Genomic DNA, 17,989 nt, shown 5'->3' with positions numbered 1-17,989 from the left:
ATGTCATGACAACCAGATCGCTATCCTGTGCGGGCCTCCTGCTCGCAACCGCGCTCGCCATGCCTGTTGCCAACGCCCAGGGCGTACCGCCCAGCCCACCCCCAGCGATGCCCACGATGGCGGACACCAAATACGATGCCGCGCTGGTTGTTCGCGATGGTAGCGCCACCGCATCCGATGGCCTGGTGCTGAACTCGCCCAAGGACCAGTACAACGGCGTCATGGTCAGCGGTGGGCGCAGCGCGTTCACGCTCAAGAATGCGCAAATCGCGCTGACCGGGATGGGCAAGAACGACTTCCTGGGCATCGGTGCAGGTGCGCTGGTGCGCGATGACGCCACACTCGTCGTCGACCATGTCCGCATCGAAACCAGCGGCGCGACCTCTTCCGCGCTGGTTGCTGCCGAAAACGCCACGTTGCGCGTCTATGATTCCACGCTGATCGCCAATGGCGGCGCGCTGCCGGTCGGCTATATTCGCCACATCGGCCCCGGCATGATGGAGCCGCCCGCACCGCTCGGCCTCGACGGCAATGCGCGCACCGTGCTCGCCATGAGCAATTCGCGCAGCTTCTTCTACCGCACCACGATCGAAGCCGACGGTTGGGGCGCGCTGTCCACCGATGCCACCGGCGGCAACCTCTATCTCGAGGCGAACGACTGCGTCCTGCGCGTGAAGCACAAGGGCTATGGCACCTATGCCGATTTCGGCGCGCACGTGGTGCTCAACCGCACCGTCGTGGAAAGCGGCGGCGAACTGGGCATCATCGCCGGCAAGGCGCGGATCGACCTCAACGGCGTGACCGGCAAGGTCGGACGCAACGGGGTGATGATCCATTCCGTCATGGCCTTTGACCCGACCGAGATGGCCGAGCTGAACCTCAAGGACACGACGCTCGTCTCCGCAGGTCCTGCCATCCTGGTGAAGAGCGCCAACGCCGCCATCACCATCGAAGGCGGCGCCATCACCAGCACGTCGGGCCAGCTGCTCAGCGTGATCAAGAACGAAGATCCCAACGCGACGAAGACTGGCGGCAAGCCCGTGCCCGGCGTGGCGCTCACGCTGCGCAAGGCGATCCTCAAGGGCGATGTCGCCAACACCGATACCGACCGGGCACTGGCGCTGAAGCTGGAAAGCGCGCAGCTTGCCGGCGCGCTGCACAATGTCGTCCTCACCGCCGATGCCGGCAGCCGCTGGACGGCGACCGCTGCGTCCGAAGTCGTGCTGACTGCGGCCTCCGTTCCTGCGATCGACGCGCCCAAGGGCGTCACCGTCCGCGCCGTGACGGCGGACGGTTCGCTCAAACCCCAACACATCCAGCTGAAATCGGGTGGCGAGCTGATCGTTTCCGCTCGCTGAAGTTCCTGCTGCCCCTCCCCCCAATACGACCTCCAGCGACCTCGTCGCCAACGAAGGGATCGAGAGATGAACAAGGCCGCCCTGCTGGGCACTGCAATCGCGCTGCTGGCGCCGATGGCGCACGCCGCCCCGGTCGCCACCACGACCGCCTATGACGACCTGACCCTCACCGCTGCCGACATGCCTTCGGCACCGGCCGGAAAGCTGCTTACCCTGACCGTGAACGGCGTCGAAATGCCGCTCGTTCCTGGCCATTATGCCGGCAAGGTGGTGCTGAGCGTGACCGACGACATTCCGGTCAAGTATCACGATCTGCCCGAACACCACTTCCGGGCCGCCGCCTATGTCACCGATGGCGCGCTCGATCCGTCGCGTTCGGTCACGGCTGCGCTTGCCGGCGGGTATTCGAGCCAGCCGGGCGTGCTGTCCAACGCAGTCATCACCTCGCACGGGGAACGGTTCAACGGCATCATCGTGGGCGGCAAGGGCGCCTATCGCATCGATCATCCGGTGATCGACCTCGTCGGCAACGGCGGCAACGATTTCGCGGGCTTCGGTGCCGGCATTGCCGCCCGCGATCAGGCACAGGTGACGATCGACCGCCCAGTGATCCGCACGCGCGGCGCGATCCGCACGGCAATCTTCGTCGGCGGCCATTCCAACGTGACGGTCAACGATGCCGAAATCGAAGTGCTCAACGGTACGCTGCCGGCCGACTACAAGTTCACCGTCGACGTGGGCAAGATGATGGAAGTGCCATGGATGCTCGGCCTGTCGGGCAACGTGCGCGCGACCAACCTGGTCGATCAGGGCACGGTTACCTACAACCGCTCGCTCATTCGGGCGCAAGGTTGGGGCGCAATGTCCACCGACGACAACACGCACGTGCGCATGTTCGTGAACGACAGCGTGATCGAAACCGTGGACAGCGGATACGGCTGCTACTCGATCGGCGACAGCGTCGACACCTTCAGCCGCTCGATCGTCCGCGCGGCAGACGTGGCCTGCATCATGGCGGCCCAGGGCAGCGTCACCTTCACCGACGGCACGCGCGTCCATTCCAATCGCTACGGCATCGTGATGCACTCGGGCGAAGGCGGCGGCACGCTGACCATCGACAAGGGCAGCGTGATGGATTCCGCGCAGACCGCCATTCTCGTGAAGGGCCTCGGCACGAACGTCGTGGTCGACGGAGCGCAAGTCTCGGCTGGCAACGGCGTTATCCTGCAGTCCATGGAAAACGACGATCCGTTCATGGTGGCGATGCTGAAGGGTGAAATTCCCGAAGGCATGACCGCGCTTCCCCCGGGCATGAGCGGCCCGCCCCCGGGCGCGCCCAAGGGTCCGCCGATCAGCCCGGACGTGACCGCCACGTTCCGCAACACCACGGTCGCGGGCGATTTCTACAACGCGCGTCCCAAGGGTAGTGCCATGGCGCTGCGCTTTGAAAACGCCAGCGTCACGGGCCGCATTTCCACCTCTACCGTCGCTCCGGCGTCGGGTGCGGCCCCGCGCCGTGCGACGTACCAGGAAGTCGGTCACGTGGTGAACACCGCCGGGGCGATCCCGGGCGGCAAGGGCCTGTCGGTGACGTTGGGCGCTGGTTCGGCCTGGACGGTAACCGGGCCATCGTACCTCACCGCCCTCGACATCGCGCCCGGCGCCAAGCTCAACGGCACACTGCGCGTCAATGGCCGGGCAAAGACCGTGAAGCCGGGTCGTTACACAGGGCAGATCGTCCTCTCGGCCAAGTAAGCCGCCGACGGAAGGACAGCCTCCCCGCTTGGGGCGGCATCTCCAGCAAGGTCCATGCATCACCTCCCCAGTGACATGGCACACACTTAGGGCAGTCGCAGCAGCGGCTGCCCTTTTCTTTTGTATCAAGCCCAATGCGGGAAGGATCAGGAGCCGGCCTCCGCCAGCGAGCGGCGCTGAAGTGGCGGCGACGGATCACCAAGCGGGAAACTCATCGCCCCGCCCCAGCAGCCGCCGCATGGCGCTCCAGCAGCGGCGCAGAAACGAGCGGCGCAACGGTCCGCGATGACACAAATGGCGCCGCACCCGCGCGGGTCTGCGCAGGCGTTGCAGCCTTGGTGGTTAGTCATGTTGGGAGGAAATGGTGCCGCTTACGTGACTCGAACACGTGACCCCATCATTACGAATGATGTGCTCTACCGACTGAGCTAAAGCGGCGCGCCTTGTGGGCAGGCGCGCGCTTTAGCCAGCGGTATCGGCGGTGGCAAGGGGTTTCGGCAGTCCCCTGCACGGTTTTGCGCGCCGCTTACCAGGTGCCGGTGTTCTCCATGCTCGCCCACGGTTCGCGCGGTTCGAGCCGCCCCTTCTGCAGCAGTTCCACCGAGATGCCGTCAGGCGATTTCACGAACGCCATGTGGCCGTCGCGCGGGGGGCGATGGACCGTCAGGCCCGCGTCGAGGAAGCGCTGGCAAGTCTCGTAGATGTCGTCGACCTGGTAGGCGAGATGGCCGAAGTTGCGCCCGCCCGTATAGACTTCGCCCTGCCCGTCCTCGGGCGGCCAGTTATAGGTCAACTCGACTTCCGCGACGCCTTCTTCGCCCGGCGCTGCCAGGAAGATCAGCGTGAAGCGCCCGGCCTGGTTGTCGAAGCGGCGCACTTCCTCAAGCCCGATCAGGCGGAAGAAGGCGATCGTCGCATCCGGATCGGTGACCCGGATCATGGTGTGCAGGTACTTGGTCACGTGGGGGCTCGCCTCGTCTCGGGAAAGGATGGCCGAGAGATAGGCAGCCGCTGCCAAAAGGAAAGGCCTGCAGGGCGGTTGCCCCACAGGCCTTTCGCGTGACGGGTCCGCCGCGACACCCCCGTGCCGCGGCGGTCCGGATCAGAACGTCGCGGTCAGCGAGACCACCGCGACGTCCTTGGCCGCGCGGTAGGTTTCGAACGGCGAGGTGATCGGCTTGGCGGCCGCGTCCTTGCGGCTGACGTTGGTGCCGACCCACGACACGTCGAGCGTCAGGTTCTTGTAAGTGGCGCCAACGCCGACCGAGTAGTCGAGATAGTCCTTGGTCCAGTCGAACGCGCCGCCGGTGTGGCCAAGGTGCGAGTGGACGGTCAGCGGAGTGTTGGGGATCGCGCCCGACAGTTCACCGTAGACATAGGTGTTAGTGTGCGTCGGGTAGACGCGCAGGTTCTTCTGCGCGGGGGCGAAGTTGATGCCGGCCTTGGCGTTGACCGGGCCCAGCGCCTTCGACAGCGAGCCGTAGATCTCGTAATAGTTGCCGGCGGTGGCACCCGGATAGAGGTAGCCATAGACGCCGACGTCGATGTTCACGCCGCTGCTGCCCAGCCCGTGGGCGAAGCCGCCGTAGACGTCGATTTCGGTGCCGCCGATGTTGACCGCGCCGTTACCCGCGCTGGCGCTCGAACCCCAGGTCGAAACGTAGAAGCCCGACGAATGCGAAACGGTGATCGCGCCCTGCACGGCCGGCTTGTTATCCGACTGGGCGATGCCGCGGAAGCGATACTGGCTGACGATCGCGGCCGAACCGGTGATCTTGATATCGCTGGGCGGAGCGGTGTCGTCCGCGAGCGCCGGCGTGGCGGCGGCGAGGAAAAGGGTCGAGGCCAGAAGGGCCTTGATGGACGTGCGCATGGACATTCCTTTGCTTGGTCTTGACGCGTCGTCCCACCTGCGCCGGACCTGTCGCCCTCTGTCCTGTCCCGTGACCGGGATGCGGGGCGGCTTGATCCTGCGCCAACAGCGGTGCCTTGGTATGTTGCAGCGCACAAGCCTAATGTAACAGAATATTGCCGGTTGACGTCGGAATGTGGCATTTCCGCATCAGGTAATCGCATCGGCTTGTGCACTGCGGCACAATGAGCGTATTCGGGCGTTGCTAGCCCTCTGCCATGCTCAAGAAGCTTCGCTCCATCTTCAGCGGTCCCCAGGACCCACCCGCTCAGCCGACCGCGATTCCGGCTGGCGAGAGGGTCTATGCGGTGGGCGACATCCACGGGCGGCACGATCTGTTTCAGGCGATCATCGAGCGGATCGAGGCCGATGACGCGGCGCGCGGCCCGGCCGACACCACGGTGATCCTGCTGGGCGATCTGGTCGATCGCGGGCCAGACAGCGCCGGCGTGATGCGCACCGCGCGCCACTGGGCCAGCACACGCAAGGTGCGGGTACTGGCCGGAAATCACGAGGAAATGTTCCTCGGCTCGTTCCGTCGCGACGATACGCTGCGGCATTTCCTGCGCCATGGCGGGCGCGAGACGATGCTCAGCTACATGGACTACGACGCCTACGCGCGCACCACTATCGAGGAGCTGCGCGCGCTCATGCCCGAAGTCGTACCGGCGGAGGACGTCGCCTTCATGCGGGCGATGGAAGACCGCATCCGTATCGGCGACTACCTGTTCGTCCATGCGGGCATACGGCCCGGCGTGGCGATAGAGCAGCAGCAGGTTGCCGACCTGCGCTGGATTCGCGGCGAGTTCCTCCAGGACCGCAGCTTGCGCGATTTCGCCGTGGTTCACGGACACACGATCACCGACTCGCCCGAAGTTACTCCCTTGCGCATCGGCATCGACACGGGCGCCTATGCCACCGGACGGCTGACCGCGATCGGGCTCGAGGGCACCCAGCGCTGGTTGCTCACGGTCGAATCACCCACGGCTGCCCAGGCGAACTGACCACGGCGCAAGGGTGCGGCATTGCACTGCCGGCAACCGAGGCGCCGCTTTCTCGCGCGCGCACCCGCTTGATGCGGCGATTCATGACACGCGGTTCCCTGCTCGCACGCGTCAAAAGCAGATTTCCCTGCTGCGTTGCAGCAAAGTCACAGACGCAGCATTAAGGCCGCGCATCGTTGGAATGGCGCAATTTTTGTGCGCCAGCGCCGCGTGCGGGCGCGGGAAATTTTCCATATCTAACGATAGTGTTTCACTGACTACCAAAGCGTCATAGTCGTGTCACATGCAACCGGTTTGGCAGGCGGGCGGGTGCCGCTAGAAGCGCATCCGTCCTGGCAAGGCCCGCCGCCAACGGTGCGGGTCCGGCCGGGGCCCGCCGTGCGACGGTTCGCATGTGGGTTCGCAAACTGACCGCCCGGCACTCTCCCCCGGGCAACAAACGGGGCTATTCGATGCAACGCAATTTCCTCATCGCCGCCAGCGGGCTGGCGATCGTCGTCGCGGGCCAGTCGGCCTATGCACAGTCCACCGGCTCGGCCGATGTCGAGGATTCGATCATCGTCACCGGTGCGCGTGGTGAACGCGCGGTCGATGGCATCAAGACGCCTGACACGCCCAAGGCCAAGGCCGTTCTGACGCAGGAGCTGATCGCTCGCCAGAACCCGGGCAAGGCGATCTTCGATACGATCAACATCGTGCCCGGCGTCAACTTCACCAGCACCGACCCCTATGGCGCCGGCGGCGGCAACCTGCGCATCCGCGGCTTCGACGGCGCGCGCGTTTCGGCCACGTTCGACGGCATTCAGGTGAACGATTCGGGCAACTACGCGCTCTACACCAACCAGCAGCTCGATTCGGAACTGATCGAACAGGTCAACATCAACTTCGGCGCCACCGACGTTGACAGCCCCACGGCCAGCGCCGCCGGCGGCACGGTGAACTATCGCACCCGCCTGCCCAAGCAGGACCTGGGCGCGACGTTCAACTATTCGCACGGCACCTATGACTACAACCGCGTGTTCGGCGCGATCGACACCGGCGAGATCGGCCCCTGGGGCACGCGCGCCTTCGTCGCTGCCAGCAACACCCGCTACGACCAGTTCCGTGGCCCCGGCGAAATCAAGAAGACGCAGTACAACGCGCGCATCTACCAGCCGCTCGGCAACAATGGCGACTTCCTCTCGATCGCCGGCCACTACAACCAGAACCGCAACAACTTCTACCGCCGCGTCGGCGTGAACGACATGCGTACGCTGCTCGGCACCGGCACGATCCCGGCTGCAGCGTCGATCTCGGCTGCGAACCCGCTCGATCTGTCGAAGCTCAGCGACACGCAGTTCGATACGCTGTTCGGCTACAACAACGATGCTTCCTGCACACTCGGCCTCAAGGGCACGGTCACGCCCAGCAACGGTTCGACGAGCACCTGCAGCAACTACTACGGCACGTCGATCAATCCGTCGGATACCGGCAACATCCGCTTCAATTCGCGCTTCACGCTGGCCAGCAACCTGATCTTCACGGTCGACGGCAGCTACCAGTACACCCTGGCCAACGGTGGCGGCACCTCGGTCTTTGCCGAAAGCAACGCCAATGCGGGCAAGAACGGCGCCTACAACCGCCAGGGTTCGCGCCTGGGTGCAGGCATTGCCACCGGCGTCGACCTGAACGGTGACGGCGATCTCAACGATTACGTGCGCCTCTACTTCCCATCGAACACGCGCACGCATCGCCTGGGCGCCACCGCCTCGCTGCGCTGGGAAATCGACCCGTCGCAGACGGTGCGCCTCGCTTACACGTACGACCGCGCGCGTCATCGCCAGACCGGCGAAGCGGGCTACCTCGCGTCGAATGGCAACCCGCTCGACGATTTCGGTGGCATCAAGAGCGATGTGGCTGCAGTCGATGCGGCCGGCAACGTGATCCAGAAGCGTGATCGCCTGTCCTACGCGATCCTGCACCAGGTTGCGGGCGAATACGTCGGCAAGTTCTTCGACAACGCGCTGACCCTGCAGGCCGGCGTGCGCGCGCCGTTCTTCAAGCGCAACCTGACCAACAACTGCTGGACCATCCCCGGCAGCTCGAACGATGCCTATTGCACCAGCGAGAGCGCAGCGGTCGTCTCGGCGAAGTTCCCGACTTATGCCGCGCCGTACAAGGGCCGCACGGTCAACTACAACACCGTGCTGCCCAACGCCGGCTTCGTGTACAAGTTCACGCCCGAAGTCAGCGTGTTCGGCAACTTCAGCCAGGGCTTCTCGGCCCCGCGCACCGACAACCTCTATGCGTTTGACGGCGTGAAGATCCAGCCGACCATCGACGTTAAGCCGGAACGCACCAACTCCTTCGACCTCGGCATGCGCTATGCCACGGGCAAGGTTCAGGCGCAGCTTTCGGGCTGGTACATCGGCTACAAGAACCGCATCATCTCCTCGCAGGTGCTGCTGGATGACGGCTCGACGCTCAACACCGATCGCAACGTCGGCAAGGTTAAGAGCTATGGCGTCGATGCCAGCGTCGCCTTCAAGCCGGTTGACGTGCTGTCGCTCTATGCGTTCGGCTCGTGGATCAGCGCGAAGCTGCAGGACAACGTGCTTGATCCGAAGACCGGCGCGGTGATCTCGCCGACCAAGGACAAGTTCGTCGCCGAAACGCCCAAGTGGCAGGTGGGCGGCCGCGTGCAGTTCGATCTCGAACGCGTGTCGCTCGGCGTCCAGGGCAAGTATGTCGGCAAGCGTTATCTGACCGACGTCAACGACGTGATCGCGCCCAGCTACACCACGGTCGATCTCGATGCCCGGTTCACCATCGGCAAGATCGGCAATGGCGCGGCCTGGCTGCAGCTGAACGTGATCAACCTGTTCGACCAGTCGTACTTCGCCAACCTGTCGACGCAGCCCGCTGCCTCGAACAACCCGCAGGTCGAATTCGGCGCGCCGCGCACCATCGTCGGCTCGTTCAACCTGAACTTCTGATCGAAGCGCAACCCCTCCCGCCGCCTCAATCCCTCCCGAGGCGGCGGACCGGCGCGGATGGCACCATGCCGTCCGCGCCGTATTTTTGTCCGGGCTGTGCGCCGCGGCACTGCGCGCCATGCGCAGTAGTCCTACCAATGGGCCATGGTCCGTTTCCCTAGGGACGGCGCCGTATCGATCGAGGTTCCGGCAGGACAGGCGTACACCTGACGGAACGAGGGCCGCCCATCAGCCCTGGGCGGCCCTCACACCCGATCTTCAGCGACTGATCTTCAGCGCCTCATCTTCAGCGATATACGCAGGAATCGTAATCGCCGCGCACCACGTTCACGCGCGCGGCAATGGCGTTGCCATGCCTGCGGGTGAAGCCACTGGCGCCAATCACTTCGCGCTTCTTGGGCGCCGGAAAGGCCGCCGCGATCCGCGCGGCTTCGACCCGGCTCAGGCTCTGCGCCCCCTTGTTGTAATAGCGCATGGCCCCCGCCTCGACGCCATAGGTGCCGATCCCCGTTTCCGCGACGTTGAGGTAGACCTCCATGATCCGCCGCTTGCCCCAGATCTGCTCGATCAGGACGGTAAACCAGGCTTCCAGTCCTTTGCGGAAATAGCCGCCGCCCTGCCACAGGAACACGTTCTTGGCGGTCTGCTGGCTGATGGTTGACCCGCCGCGAATGCGCCCGCCTTTCAGGTTCCGCTCGAAGGCCTGCTGCATCGCATCGGTGTCAAAGCCCGAATGGCTGCAGAACTTGGAATCCTCGCCGGCAATGGCAGCGTCGACCATGTTGCGATCGATCCGCGACAGCGGGGTCCAGTCCTTGGTCACGCCGTTGGCATCCATCGCCATGGTCAGCGTGTAGGGCACCGGCACGAACTTGTAGAGCAGCGTCAGGCCGACCGACACGGCCAGGAATATGACGATCGCCCGCCCGATCCACCAGCCGAGGCGATAGGCAAATCCGTGGGACTTCTTGGGGCGGGAAGGCTTGAGCGCGTCGGTCAGCATTGCCGCCTTGTCTAACCGCGAGCCGCGCTTGCAATCAACGCCTATGCGCCCGCTTTGTCGGCGGAGATCCCGTCGAACCGCGCCCGGGCCGCGTCGATAGCCGCATGATGTGCCTCGGCCCACTGCCATACGCCGCAAAAGGCCTCGCTCAGCGTGCTGCCCAGTTCGGTCAGAGCATAGTCCACCCGCGGCGGAACGCAGGCGTGGATGGTGCGGCTGACCAGGCCGTCGCGCTCCATCCGCCGCAAGGTCTGGGTCAGCATCTTCTGGCTGATCCGCGGCACCGCGCGCCAGATTTCCGAAAAGCGCAGCGTGCCGTGTTCCTCCAGCGCCTCAATCACGATCATCGTCCACTTGTCCGCAACGCGGCCGATCACGTCTTCGACGAGCGCCTCGACCTCGGGGCTCACGGGGGGATAGTGCCTGGAATTGCCGGCCGTCATCTCACGCTTACCAGATGGTGTGTATCTCCCCTGCAGGTGCCTTCTTCCGATGGGTGCGTAAAGCCCTATCTCGCGGCAGAAGCGGTCTGCCTCGGGCCGCCGAGCACAGGAGATTCCCATGAAGACCAGCGGCAACACCATTCTCCTCAGCGGCGGTGGCTCCGGCATCGGCCGCGCGCTCGCCCAGCGTTGGCACGATGCGGGCAACACGGTGATCGTCACCGGACGCACGCTTGCCAGCCTTAAAGAAACCGTGGCGGACCGCGCCAACCTCCATGCCTTCGCGCTCGATGTGACCGACGCCGCAGCCCTGCCCGGAAAGGTCGCCGACCTCGTTGCGCGATTTCCCTTGATCAACGTTCTCGTCAACAATGCGGGCATCATGCGCTTCGAGGATCTGACCGCGCCCCGCGATCTGGCCGATGCCGAAGCGACGATCGCGACCAACCTGCTCGCCCCGATCCGTCTGATCGATGCTTTCATCGAACACCTTGGCAAGCAAGCCGACGCAGCGATTGTCAACGTGACCTCGGGCCTCGCCTTCGTGCCGATGGCGCGCACACCCACCTACAGCGCCACCAAGGCCGCGCTCCATTCGTGGACCCAGTCGCTGCGCCACCAACTTGCCGGCAAAGTCGAAGTGATTGAGCTCGCCCCGCCCGCGGTGCAGACGGAACTCACCCCCGGCCAGTCGACACGGGAAGGCTATATGCCGCTCGACGCCTATGCCGACGAAGTCATGGCAATCTTCGCACAGGACCCAACGCCGTCCGAAGTGCTGGTCCGCAACGTTCGCTTTCTCAGCGATGCTGAACGCGAAGGGCGCTATGCTGCGGCCTTTGCCGCGGTCAATCCGCCCGCGTGACGCTGGCGCCCTCCCCGACGCCGGGATTGCCCGCGCGGCGCGGGAGGCGTAGAGCGCAATGACCATGCCCAGCACCCCTTCCCCCCGCACCTGGCTGATCTTCGCCGCCGCGTCGCTTGGCCTGCTGTTCCTGCTGTTGCTGCCCGCCGCCGACGATGGCTTCAACCGCACGGTGGTGATCTCCCAGATCGTGCTGTGGATCGGCGTGACGCTGATCTGCGGCCTGGGCTTGCGCTTCTACTTCAGGGCCGGACGCTGAACGCAAAGGCGGCCGGAGTTTCCCCCGGCCGCCCCGCTTTTCGTCGCTTTGGCGAAGGGCCTCAGCCCGCCACCAGCAGCCTGCGCTCGCCGGCGATCTTCTGGATCGCCTTCTGCAGCTTCTCGAACGCGCGCACCTCGATCTGGCGAACGCGCTCGCGGCTGACGTTGTAGACCTGGCTCAGTTCCTCGAGCGTCTTTGGCTCATCGATCAGGCGACGGTCGGTCAGGATGTGGCGCTCGCGATCGTTGAGGCTTTCCATCGCCTCGACCAGCAGTTCGTGCCGCACCTGCGCCTCTTCGGCATCGGCCACGGTCTCGTCCTGCAGCGGACGATCGTCGGTCAGCCAGTCCTGCCACGAACCTTCGCCGTCCTCGCGCATCGAGACGTTCAGCGAAGCATCGCCGCCCATCATCATGCGCCGGTTCATGTTGATCACTTCCTGCTCGGGCACGCCGAGGTCAGTCGCGATCTTGCGCACGTCGTCCGGATGCAGGTCGGTGTCCTCGAAGGCCTCGAGGTTCTTCTTCATCCGGCGAAGGTTGAAGAACAGCTTCTTCTGCGCGGCGGTGGTGCCCATCTTCACCAGCGACCAGCTGCGCAGGATGAATTCCTGCATCGAAGCCTTGATCCACCACATGGCGTAGGTGGCGAGGCGGAAGCCCCGGTCGGGCTCGAACTTCTTCACACCCTGCATCAGGCCGATGTTGCCTTCGCTGATCAGCTCGCTGACCGGCAGGCCATAGCCGCGATAGCCCATGGCGATTTTGGCCACGAGCCGCAGGTGGCTCGTCACCAGCTGCGCGGCGGCCTGTGGATCCTGGTGTTCCTGGTAACGCTTGGCGAGCATGTATTCCTGCTCTGCGGTCAGCACCGGAAACTTGCGGATCTCGGATAGATAGCGGTTGAGGCTGGCTTCCCCGTTAAGCGCGGGGACGCTGGCCGCTTTGGTCTGTTCGCTCACCTGAACACTTCCTTTCGTCGCGTCGGTACCCCGATACCTAACCCCTACTGGGCGTCGGGCGGTGGGGCCACACATGGAATCTACTCGGGCAGAAACCCTACACTACAGCTTCGCCATAAGCCGCGCACCCTGTTCTTGAGCGCATAGTTCGACGATGAGTTCCCGCATGTCGACGGGCGTCGAGCTGGCGAAATGAAGCGGCTCCGCGCTGATCGGGTGGAGAAACCCGAGCTCGGCCGCGTGCAGCGCCTGGCGGCTGAAGCCGAGTCGCTGGAGAATGGGTCTGATGCGTGCCGGAGGTCGTCCATAGACAGGATCTCCCAATAGGGCATGACCGATTGATGCAAGGTGAACGCGCACCTGGTGGGTCCGCCCGGTCTCCAGCCGGCATTCGACCAGCGCCGCCCCGTCGAGCGGCTCCAGCGTGCGATAATGCGTCACCGCGTGCTTGCCGCGCCCCTCTTCTACCAGCGCCATCTTCTTGCGATCGTGGTTCGATCGGCCGATCGCGCCGCGCACGGTGCCGGCCGGCGGCATCGGCACGCCCGCGGTCACCGCCTTGTAGACGCGCCTGATCGAATGGTCGGCGAACTGCTTTGCCAGCCCTTCGTGCGCCGCGTCGCTCTTGGCCACAACCAGCAGGCCCGAGGTATCCTTGTCGATCCGGTGGACGATGCCCGGGCGCGCCACCCCGCCGATCCCCGAAAGCTGGCCCGCGCAATGGTGGAGCAGCGCATTGACCAGCGTGCCATCGGGATTGCCCGCCGCCGGATGCACCACCAGCCCGGCCGGCTTGTCGACCACGATCAGGTGCGCATCCTCGAACACCACGTTAAGCGGAATGTCCTGCGCCACCGCCTCGGCCGGGGCCGCTTCGGGCACGCGCACGGCAAACGGGGTTCCTTCTGCCGCCTTGAGCGAGGCCTGCTTCACCGCCTTGCCGGCAAGCTCGACCCGGCCCTCGTCGATCAGCGCCTTGATCCTCTCGCGCGAAAGGCCGGTGGAATCCGCCAGCGCCCGGTCGAGCCGCTGGCCGCCGGGGGCAATCACACCTTCGATGATCGCGTCATGTCCCCCCATGCACGGCCATATGGGTATCGTTTCAATTCCAACAAGAGCCGCTGCGGCGCCCTTGCCCGGCACTTCAAATCAGAAGCTCGCCGTCGTCCGCAGGCTCAGGATCACGCCCGCAGGCGCCCGTTCGTCGCCGCCCGGATGGCGCACCCACTGCACGTCGGGCTGCAGCGCAAGCCACGGCAGGATCTTGTCCGCATACGTCACCTCGATCCCCTGCTCGTTGGCCGGGATCATGCCATTTGCGCGGCCCGCCGCGCGGAAAGAGCGACTGGTCCAGGATTGGTGAAAGCCCACGGAAAACAGGCTGTCGGGCCGCCCCGCCAGCGCCGGTGCGAGCAGCACGCCGGTCTGCAGCGCGCCGCGAAATGGCGCCGCGTCCTTGTTGCTCAGCCCCGCCCTCACGAAGGCGGTCAGCTTGCGGTCGTCGCGCGCCAGCAAGTCGTGTTCGAACATCGCATAGGCGCCGAACGAAGGCTTGCGCACAGGCTCGCCATCGGGCCCGATGAGGTAGGCGTTGAGCGAACCGCGCGAATAGCCCCAGCCTCCCAGCGTCAGCCGCGTGCTGCCCTTGGCTTCGCCCACTTCGCCCACGAACAGCAGGCCGTCGCCAAACTGCAGATCAATGCCCCCCGGATCGCCCAGCGTCTGGGCCTTGGCGCCCAGCACGGCAAACCGGATAAACGCATCGTCGTCCCCCACGGGCACATAAAGCCGCGCGGCCAGCGCCGAGCAGGGGAAGATCGACGGACCGTTGCGACCGGTCGCGGCAAACTCCGAACCGATGCCGAACGGCGGCGCCATGAGCACGGCAGAGGAATCCGTCGCATAGAATTCGCTGTTCAGGTCATAGAGCCCCACGCGCAGGCTTGCCCCGCGGCCCAGGTCCTGTTCCACCCACGCCTCGAAAAGCCGCGTCCCCGCCTTGGGCACCTCGATGTTGTTCACGCCTTCCAGCTTGCCCGCCGCATCGTTGGGTCGCAGGCCATGGTTGTCGAGCACGTAGACGAAGGCGCGCGCGCCCGACCATCCCGCAAGTGCTTCAAGGTCGAGCGCGGCGGTAAGGTCCACGTTCGAGAGCACCCGTGCGCGATGATCGGCTCCGCCCTTGGCCACTCCGACGACATCGACGGTGACCTCCGCGCCCAGTTCCACCGGCTTGTCCGCCGCGCGCAACGGCGTTGCCAGCGCCAAGCACGCCAGCATGGCACTGGCCGCAATCGGGGCGCGGCGCAGCTTCACGCCGCGAGCCCGAAGCTCGGCGCGCGGTTCTGGGTCCGGGCGATCACGAAACGGTCGAGCTGCTGGACGACTTCCCCGATCGAGGCGACGACATCGCGGCTGGCCTTGCTCACCTGGTCGGCCACGGCGGCATTGCTCTGCGTGATCTTCTCGATCTGCTTCGACGTCGCGTCGATCGAGGCGAGCGAGGCGTTCTGCTCGCTGGCACCGGCCTCGACCACTTCCATCATCCGGTTGATCTCGCTCATCTGCTCGGTAATCGCGCGCAGGCTGGCGCCCGCATCGCGCACCAAGCGCACGCCTTCGCCGATTTCCTGCGACGAATTCTCGATCAATTGCTTGATCTCGCGCGCGGCATCGGCGCTACGCAGGGCAAGCGCGCGGACCTCGCTGGCGACCACGGCAAAACCCTTGCCCTGTTCGCCTGCGCGCGCCGCCTCGACCCCGGCGTTGAGCGCAAGCAGGTTGGTCTGGAAGGCGATGCCATCGATCACGCTGACGATGCTGCCTATCTGCTGCGATGCCAGCTCGATCCTGTCCATGGCCGCTTCGGCATCCTGGATCACTTCCCCGCCCCGGCTCATCTCCGTGCCCACGCTGTCCACGGCATGGCGTGCGGTAGAAACTGCGTCGGTCGATCCCGCCACCCGCTGGGCCAGGCTGGCGATGGCCGCGGCGGTCTCCTCCAGGCTCGCCGCCTGGTTGGCGTTGCGGTTGGACAGGTCCCCGGCCGCACCGCCGATGTCGCGCGCAACCGCATGAAGGTGTTCGGTCGAACTCTGCATGCCTGCCAGCACGGCGCCCAGCTCGCCAAGCGCGCCATTGAAATCGCTGCGCAGCTTCTCGAAGCGGCCGGCAAGCGGCTGTTCGATGCGATAGGCGATGTTGCCCGATGCAAGCTCGCTAAGGCCGGTGCCGATCGAGGCGATGATCGTGTCCGCCTGGCGTGCGGTTTCCGCCTTCGCTTCGGCAAGACCGTCGCGCAGGTCGCAGACCGATCGCGCAAGGTCGCCGATCTCGTCGCTGCGGCCATCGCCGCTCACCATCACGTCAAGCTTCCCGTCCGCCAGTTCGCGTACCCGCGCAGCCAGACTCAGGATCGGATCGATCAGGAATCGACGGCCGGTGCGGGCAACGCCTGCAAGCGCGAGCAGAATGATGAGCAGGCTGGCGATGGTCATCCATCGTGCCTGCCCGGCAATGGCATCAGCGTCGCCCGAAGTCTCCGCAACGTGGGCCTGCACCGCATCCGATACCTTGGCCATTTCCCCTTCCAGCTCCTCGAAAAGCTGCTGGAAATGGCGCAGTTTCGCATCGTCTGGCACGCGCCCTGCGGCCGCCTCGTCGGCAATCTGGCGGGCGATATCGACATAGGCGCGAAATGCCGCGTCTGCGCTGGCGCGGGCCTTGGCCACGCCGGGCGCGTCGGCCGCCTTGGCGGTTGTCGCCATGTGCTGGGCAAAGTCGTCGATGCGGGTGCGCAGTTCGCTCGCTGCGGCGGCGCCATCGATCGCGCCTGTCTGGCGCGATGCGACGATGCTGACGACTTCGCCACGGATCGCATCGTGGCCCATGTCGGCCTCCATGTGATTGCGCAGCAGATCGGTCGCGCCGGCAATGGCGTGCATGGCTTCCTGCTGTCGGCTCATCCCGATCAGGCTGATCGTGGTCGACACGACCGCAGCGACCGCCAGAATGATGCATCCGATCCAGACTTTGGCGATGATGGTCTTGTTGCGCAGCACGGTTCTTCTCCGCACGCTCCCCGAAAATTTCGGGGCGGGTCCGAAGGTGTCATGCCGCACAATGGGTAATATCGGGAATCCGGGCCTTATGTAGGACCACTCAGCTGAGCCCGCGATGCGCCATTACCGTGCAGTCGAGGGTTGTGCGAGAATGGCTTTGCGATCAAACTCGTTGCCGTGCCGGTGACGTTGACAGCTTCGGCCCACGCCGCGATCCTCGATGCGGCGGCAAGGGCCCACCCCGACGAATGCTGTGGCCTGCTGCTCGGATCAGGCGAACGAATTGTCGAGGCCGCTGCCACCGCCAACGTCGCGGCAGACCCTGCACACCATTTCGAAATCGATCCGGCGGCCTTGATCGCGGCCCATCGCAAAGCGCGAACGGACCAGCAGGCCCAATTGCTCGGCTATTATCATTCGCATCCCAACGGCCTTGCCCGTCCATCGTCCCGCGATGCCGCCGATGCCGCGCGGGACGGGCGGATCTGGGCTATTGCAGCAGGTGGGAGCGTGACGCTCTGGCGCGATGCCGCCTCGGGGTTCGCCCCTCTTTCCTACGAGGTCGCAGATGGGTAAGGCGAGCCGCATGACGGTCCTCCGCCCATTTCTGCATCATTCGGCTATCACCCGGATTTTGCATGAAATTGCCCTGCGCGATTTTTCTCTCAGGACCGTGTCAACCCCGTCAACCCCCTCCTTTCCAGCCCCCTTCCCGACAGGATGCGAAACCCGCTCATGACCACTGCCTCGCTCGATCTCGCCAGCCTGCTCTGCTCGCGGCTGTGCCATGACCTGTTGAGCCCGGTGGGTGCGCTCACCAACGGTCTCGAACTGCTGGCCGAGGAAAAGGACCCGGCGATGCGCGAGAAGTGCTTCGAACTGCTCGAACAAAGCGCGCGCATTTCTGCCGACAAGCTGCGCTTCTTCCGCCTCGCCTTCGGCGCCGCCGGCGGCTTTGGCGACATGGTCCCGCTGTCCGAAGCGCAAAGCCTGGTCAATGCACTCGTCGGCAACAACGGGCGCATCGCGGTCAACTGGGTGCTCGGCAGCGACAGCCTGCCCAAAAGCGCGATCAAGATCCTGCTCAACCTTGCGCTGATCGGCATCGATGCGCTGGTGCGCGGCGGGCAGCTCGATATCGGTGCCGAAGCCGGGGCCGAAGCGACCGAGATCGTGGTCCGCGCCAGCGGCACCCGGGTCGCCTTCGATCCGACCATCGGCGAAGCGCTGGAAGGACGGCAGGGCGAAGGCGGTCTGTCCAGCAAGACCGCGCCGGCCGCGATGGTCCAGCTCATCGCCGCACAGCTTGGCGGCGGCGTGCAGGTCCACGCCACGGCAGAAGCGCTGGTGCTCGGCGCGGTGCTCCCGGCGGCGGCCTGACTGGCCCGCT

At 65.3% G+C, this 17,989-nt stretch carries 16 protein-coding genes and 1 tRNA gene; 8 read left to right on the top strand and 9 right to left on the bottom strand.

What is annotated here, in order from left to right:
* Positions 1-5 precede the first annotated feature (5 nt).
* Together HHL27_RS04920 and HHL27_RS04915 are read left to right on the top strand one after the other, a co-directional pair.
* On the top strand, positions 6-1,358 hold the full coding sequence (locus HHL27_RS04920; protein WP_169492278.1) for a hypothetical protein: 1,353 nt from the start codon (positions 6-8) through the stop codon (positions 1,356-1,358).
* Positions 1,359-1,424: 66 nt separating this feature from the next.
* The gene (locus tag HHL27_RS04915) at positions 1,425-3,113 is read left to right on the top strand and encodes a hypothetical protein (protein WP_169492277.1); all 1,689 of its coding nucleotides are present in this window, start codon (positions 1,425-1,427) and stop codon (positions 3,111-3,113) included.
* Positions 3,114-3,475: 362 nt separating this feature from the next.
* Here HHL27_RS04915 and HHL27_RS04910 read toward each other — a convergent pair.
* From HHL27_RS04910 to HHL27_RS04900, 3 genes are all read right to left on the bottom strand, one after another.
* Positions 3,476-3,551, bottom strand: a tRNA-Thr gene (locus tag HHL27_RS04910).
* Positions 3,552-3,639: 88 nt separating this feature from the next.
* Positions 3,640-4,074, bottom strand: coding sequence for a VOC family protein (locus HHL27_RS04905; protein ID WP_169492276.1), 435 nt, complete (start codon positions 4,072-4,074; stop codon positions 3,640-3,642).
* A 141-nt stretch (positions 4,075-4,215) separates the two neighbouring features.
* Complete coding sequence (locus tag HHL27_RS04900) at positions 4,216-4,986, bottom strand: TorF family putative porin (RefSeq protein WP_169492275.1); 771 nt, start codon at positions 4,984-4,986, stop codon at positions 4,216-4,218.
* Between the two features lie 257 nt (positions 4,987-5,243).
* On the opposite strand from HHL27_RS04900, the gene HHL27_RS04895 reads away from it, so the two are divergent.
* Both HHL27_RS04895 and HHL27_RS04890 read left to right on the top strand, forming a co-directional pair.
* A complete protein-coding gene (locus tag HHL27_RS04895; protein ID WP_169492274.1) occupies positions 5,244-6,029 on the top strand; it encodes a metallophosphoesterase family protein in 786 nt (261 codons plus the stop codon).
* 452 nt (positions 6,030-6,481) lie between these two features.
* Complete coding sequence (locus HHL27_RS04890; RefSeq protein WP_169492273.1) at positions 6,482-9,004, top strand: TonB-dependent receptor; 2,523 nt, start codon at positions 6,482-6,484, stop codon at positions 9,002-9,004.
* 286 nt (positions 9,005-9,290) lie between these two features.
* Here the strand turns inward: HHL27_RS04890 and mtgA are convergent, their stop codons facing one another.
* Positions 9,291-10,007 carry a monofunctional biosynthetic peptidoglycan transglycosylase gene (gene mtgA, locus HHL27_RS04885; protein WP_169492272.1) on the bottom strand — a complete coding sequence of 239 codons (717 nt, stop codon included), beginning with the start codon at positions 10,005-10,007 and terminating at the stop codon, positions 9,291-9,293.
* A 41-nt stretch (positions 10,008-10,048) separates the two neighbouring features.
* Positions 10,049-10,450, bottom strand: coding sequence for a winged helix-turn-helix transcriptional regulator (locus tag HHL27_RS04880; protein WP_169492271.1), 402 nt, complete (start codon positions 10,448-10,450; stop codon positions 10,049-10,051).
* Positions 10,451-10,568: 118 nt separating this feature from the next.
* Here HHL27_RS04880 and HHL27_RS04875 point away from each other — a divergent pair, with 118 nt between their 5' ends.
* Positions 10,569-11,315 carry an SDR family oxidoreductase gene (locus tag HHL27_RS04875; protein WP_169492270.1) on the top strand — a complete coding sequence of 249 codons (747 nt, stop codon included), beginning with the start codon at positions 10,569-10,571 and terminating at the stop codon, positions 11,313-11,315.
* A gap of 58 nt (positions 11,316-11,373) precedes the next feature.
* Positions 11,374-11,574, top strand: coding sequence for a hypothetical protein (locus HHL27_RS04870; RefSeq protein ID WP_169492269.1), 201 nt, complete (start codon positions 11,374-11,376; stop codon positions 11,572-11,574).
* A 61-nt stretch (positions 11,575-11,635) separates the two neighbouring features.
* Here HHL27_RS04870 and rpoH read toward each other — a convergent pair whose 3' ends face one another.
* The 4 genes from rpoH to HHL27_RS04850 all read right to left on the bottom strand — a co-directional run bounded on the left by rpoH (position 11,636) and on the right by HHL27_RS04850 (position 16,599).
* Positions 11,636-12,538 carry an RNA polymerase sigma factor RpoH gene (gene rpoH / locus HHL27_RS04865; protein ID WP_169492268.1) on the bottom strand — a complete coding sequence of 301 codons (903 nt, stop codon included), beginning with the start codon at positions 12,536-12,538 and terminating at the stop codon, positions 11,636-11,638.
* Between the two features lie 102 nt (positions 12,539-12,640).
* A complete protein-coding gene (locus tag HHL27_RS04860; protein WP_169492267.1) occupies positions 12,641-13,618 on the bottom strand; it encodes an RluA family pseudouridine synthase in 978 nt (325 codons plus the stop codon).
* Between the two features lie 69 nt (positions 13,619-13,687).
* Positions 13,688-14,854 carry a carbohydrate porin gene (locus HHL27_RS04855; RefSeq protein ID WP_169492266.1) on the bottom strand — a complete coding sequence of 389 codons (1,167 nt, stop codon included), beginning with the start codon at positions 14,852-14,854 and terminating at the stop codon, positions 13,688-13,690.
* Entirely contained in the window at positions 14,851-16,599 is a 1,749-nt protein-coding gene (locus tag HHL27_RS04850) for a methyl-accepting chemotaxis protein (RefSeq protein WP_169492265.1), read from the bottom strand. Before HHL27_RS04850 ends, HHL27_RS04855 begins: the two co-directional genes overlap by 4 nt.
* Before the next feature lie 183 nt (positions 16,600-16,782).
* On the opposite strand from HHL27_RS04850, the gene HHL27_RS04845 reads away from it, so the two are divergent.
* Together HHL27_RS04845 and HHL27_RS04840 are read left to right on the top strand one after the other, a co-directional pair.
* Positions 16,783-17,175 (top strand): M67 family metallopeptidase, encoded by a 393-nt coding sequence (locus tag HHL27_RS04845; protein ID WP_338114821.1) that lies wholly within the window; start codon positions 16,783-16,785, stop codon positions 17,173-17,175.
* Positions 17,176-17,334: 159 nt separating this feature from the next.
* Positions 17,335-17,979, top strand: coding sequence for a histidine phosphotransferase family protein (locus tag HHL27_RS04840; protein ID WP_169492263.1), 645 nt, complete (start codon positions 17,335-17,337; stop codon positions 17,977-17,979).
* Positions 17,980-17,989: the final 10 nt, after the last annotated feature.

This window comes from Novosphingobium olei, assembly GCF_012927405.1.
GTDB classification, from domain to species: domain Bacteria; phylum Pseudomonadota; class Alphaproteobacteria; order Sphingomonadales; family Sphingomonadaceae; genus Novosphingobium; species Novosphingobium olei.
The sequence above is the reverse complement of the archived record's forward strand: the minus strand, read 5'-3'. Positions and strand labels throughout refer to the sequence as shown.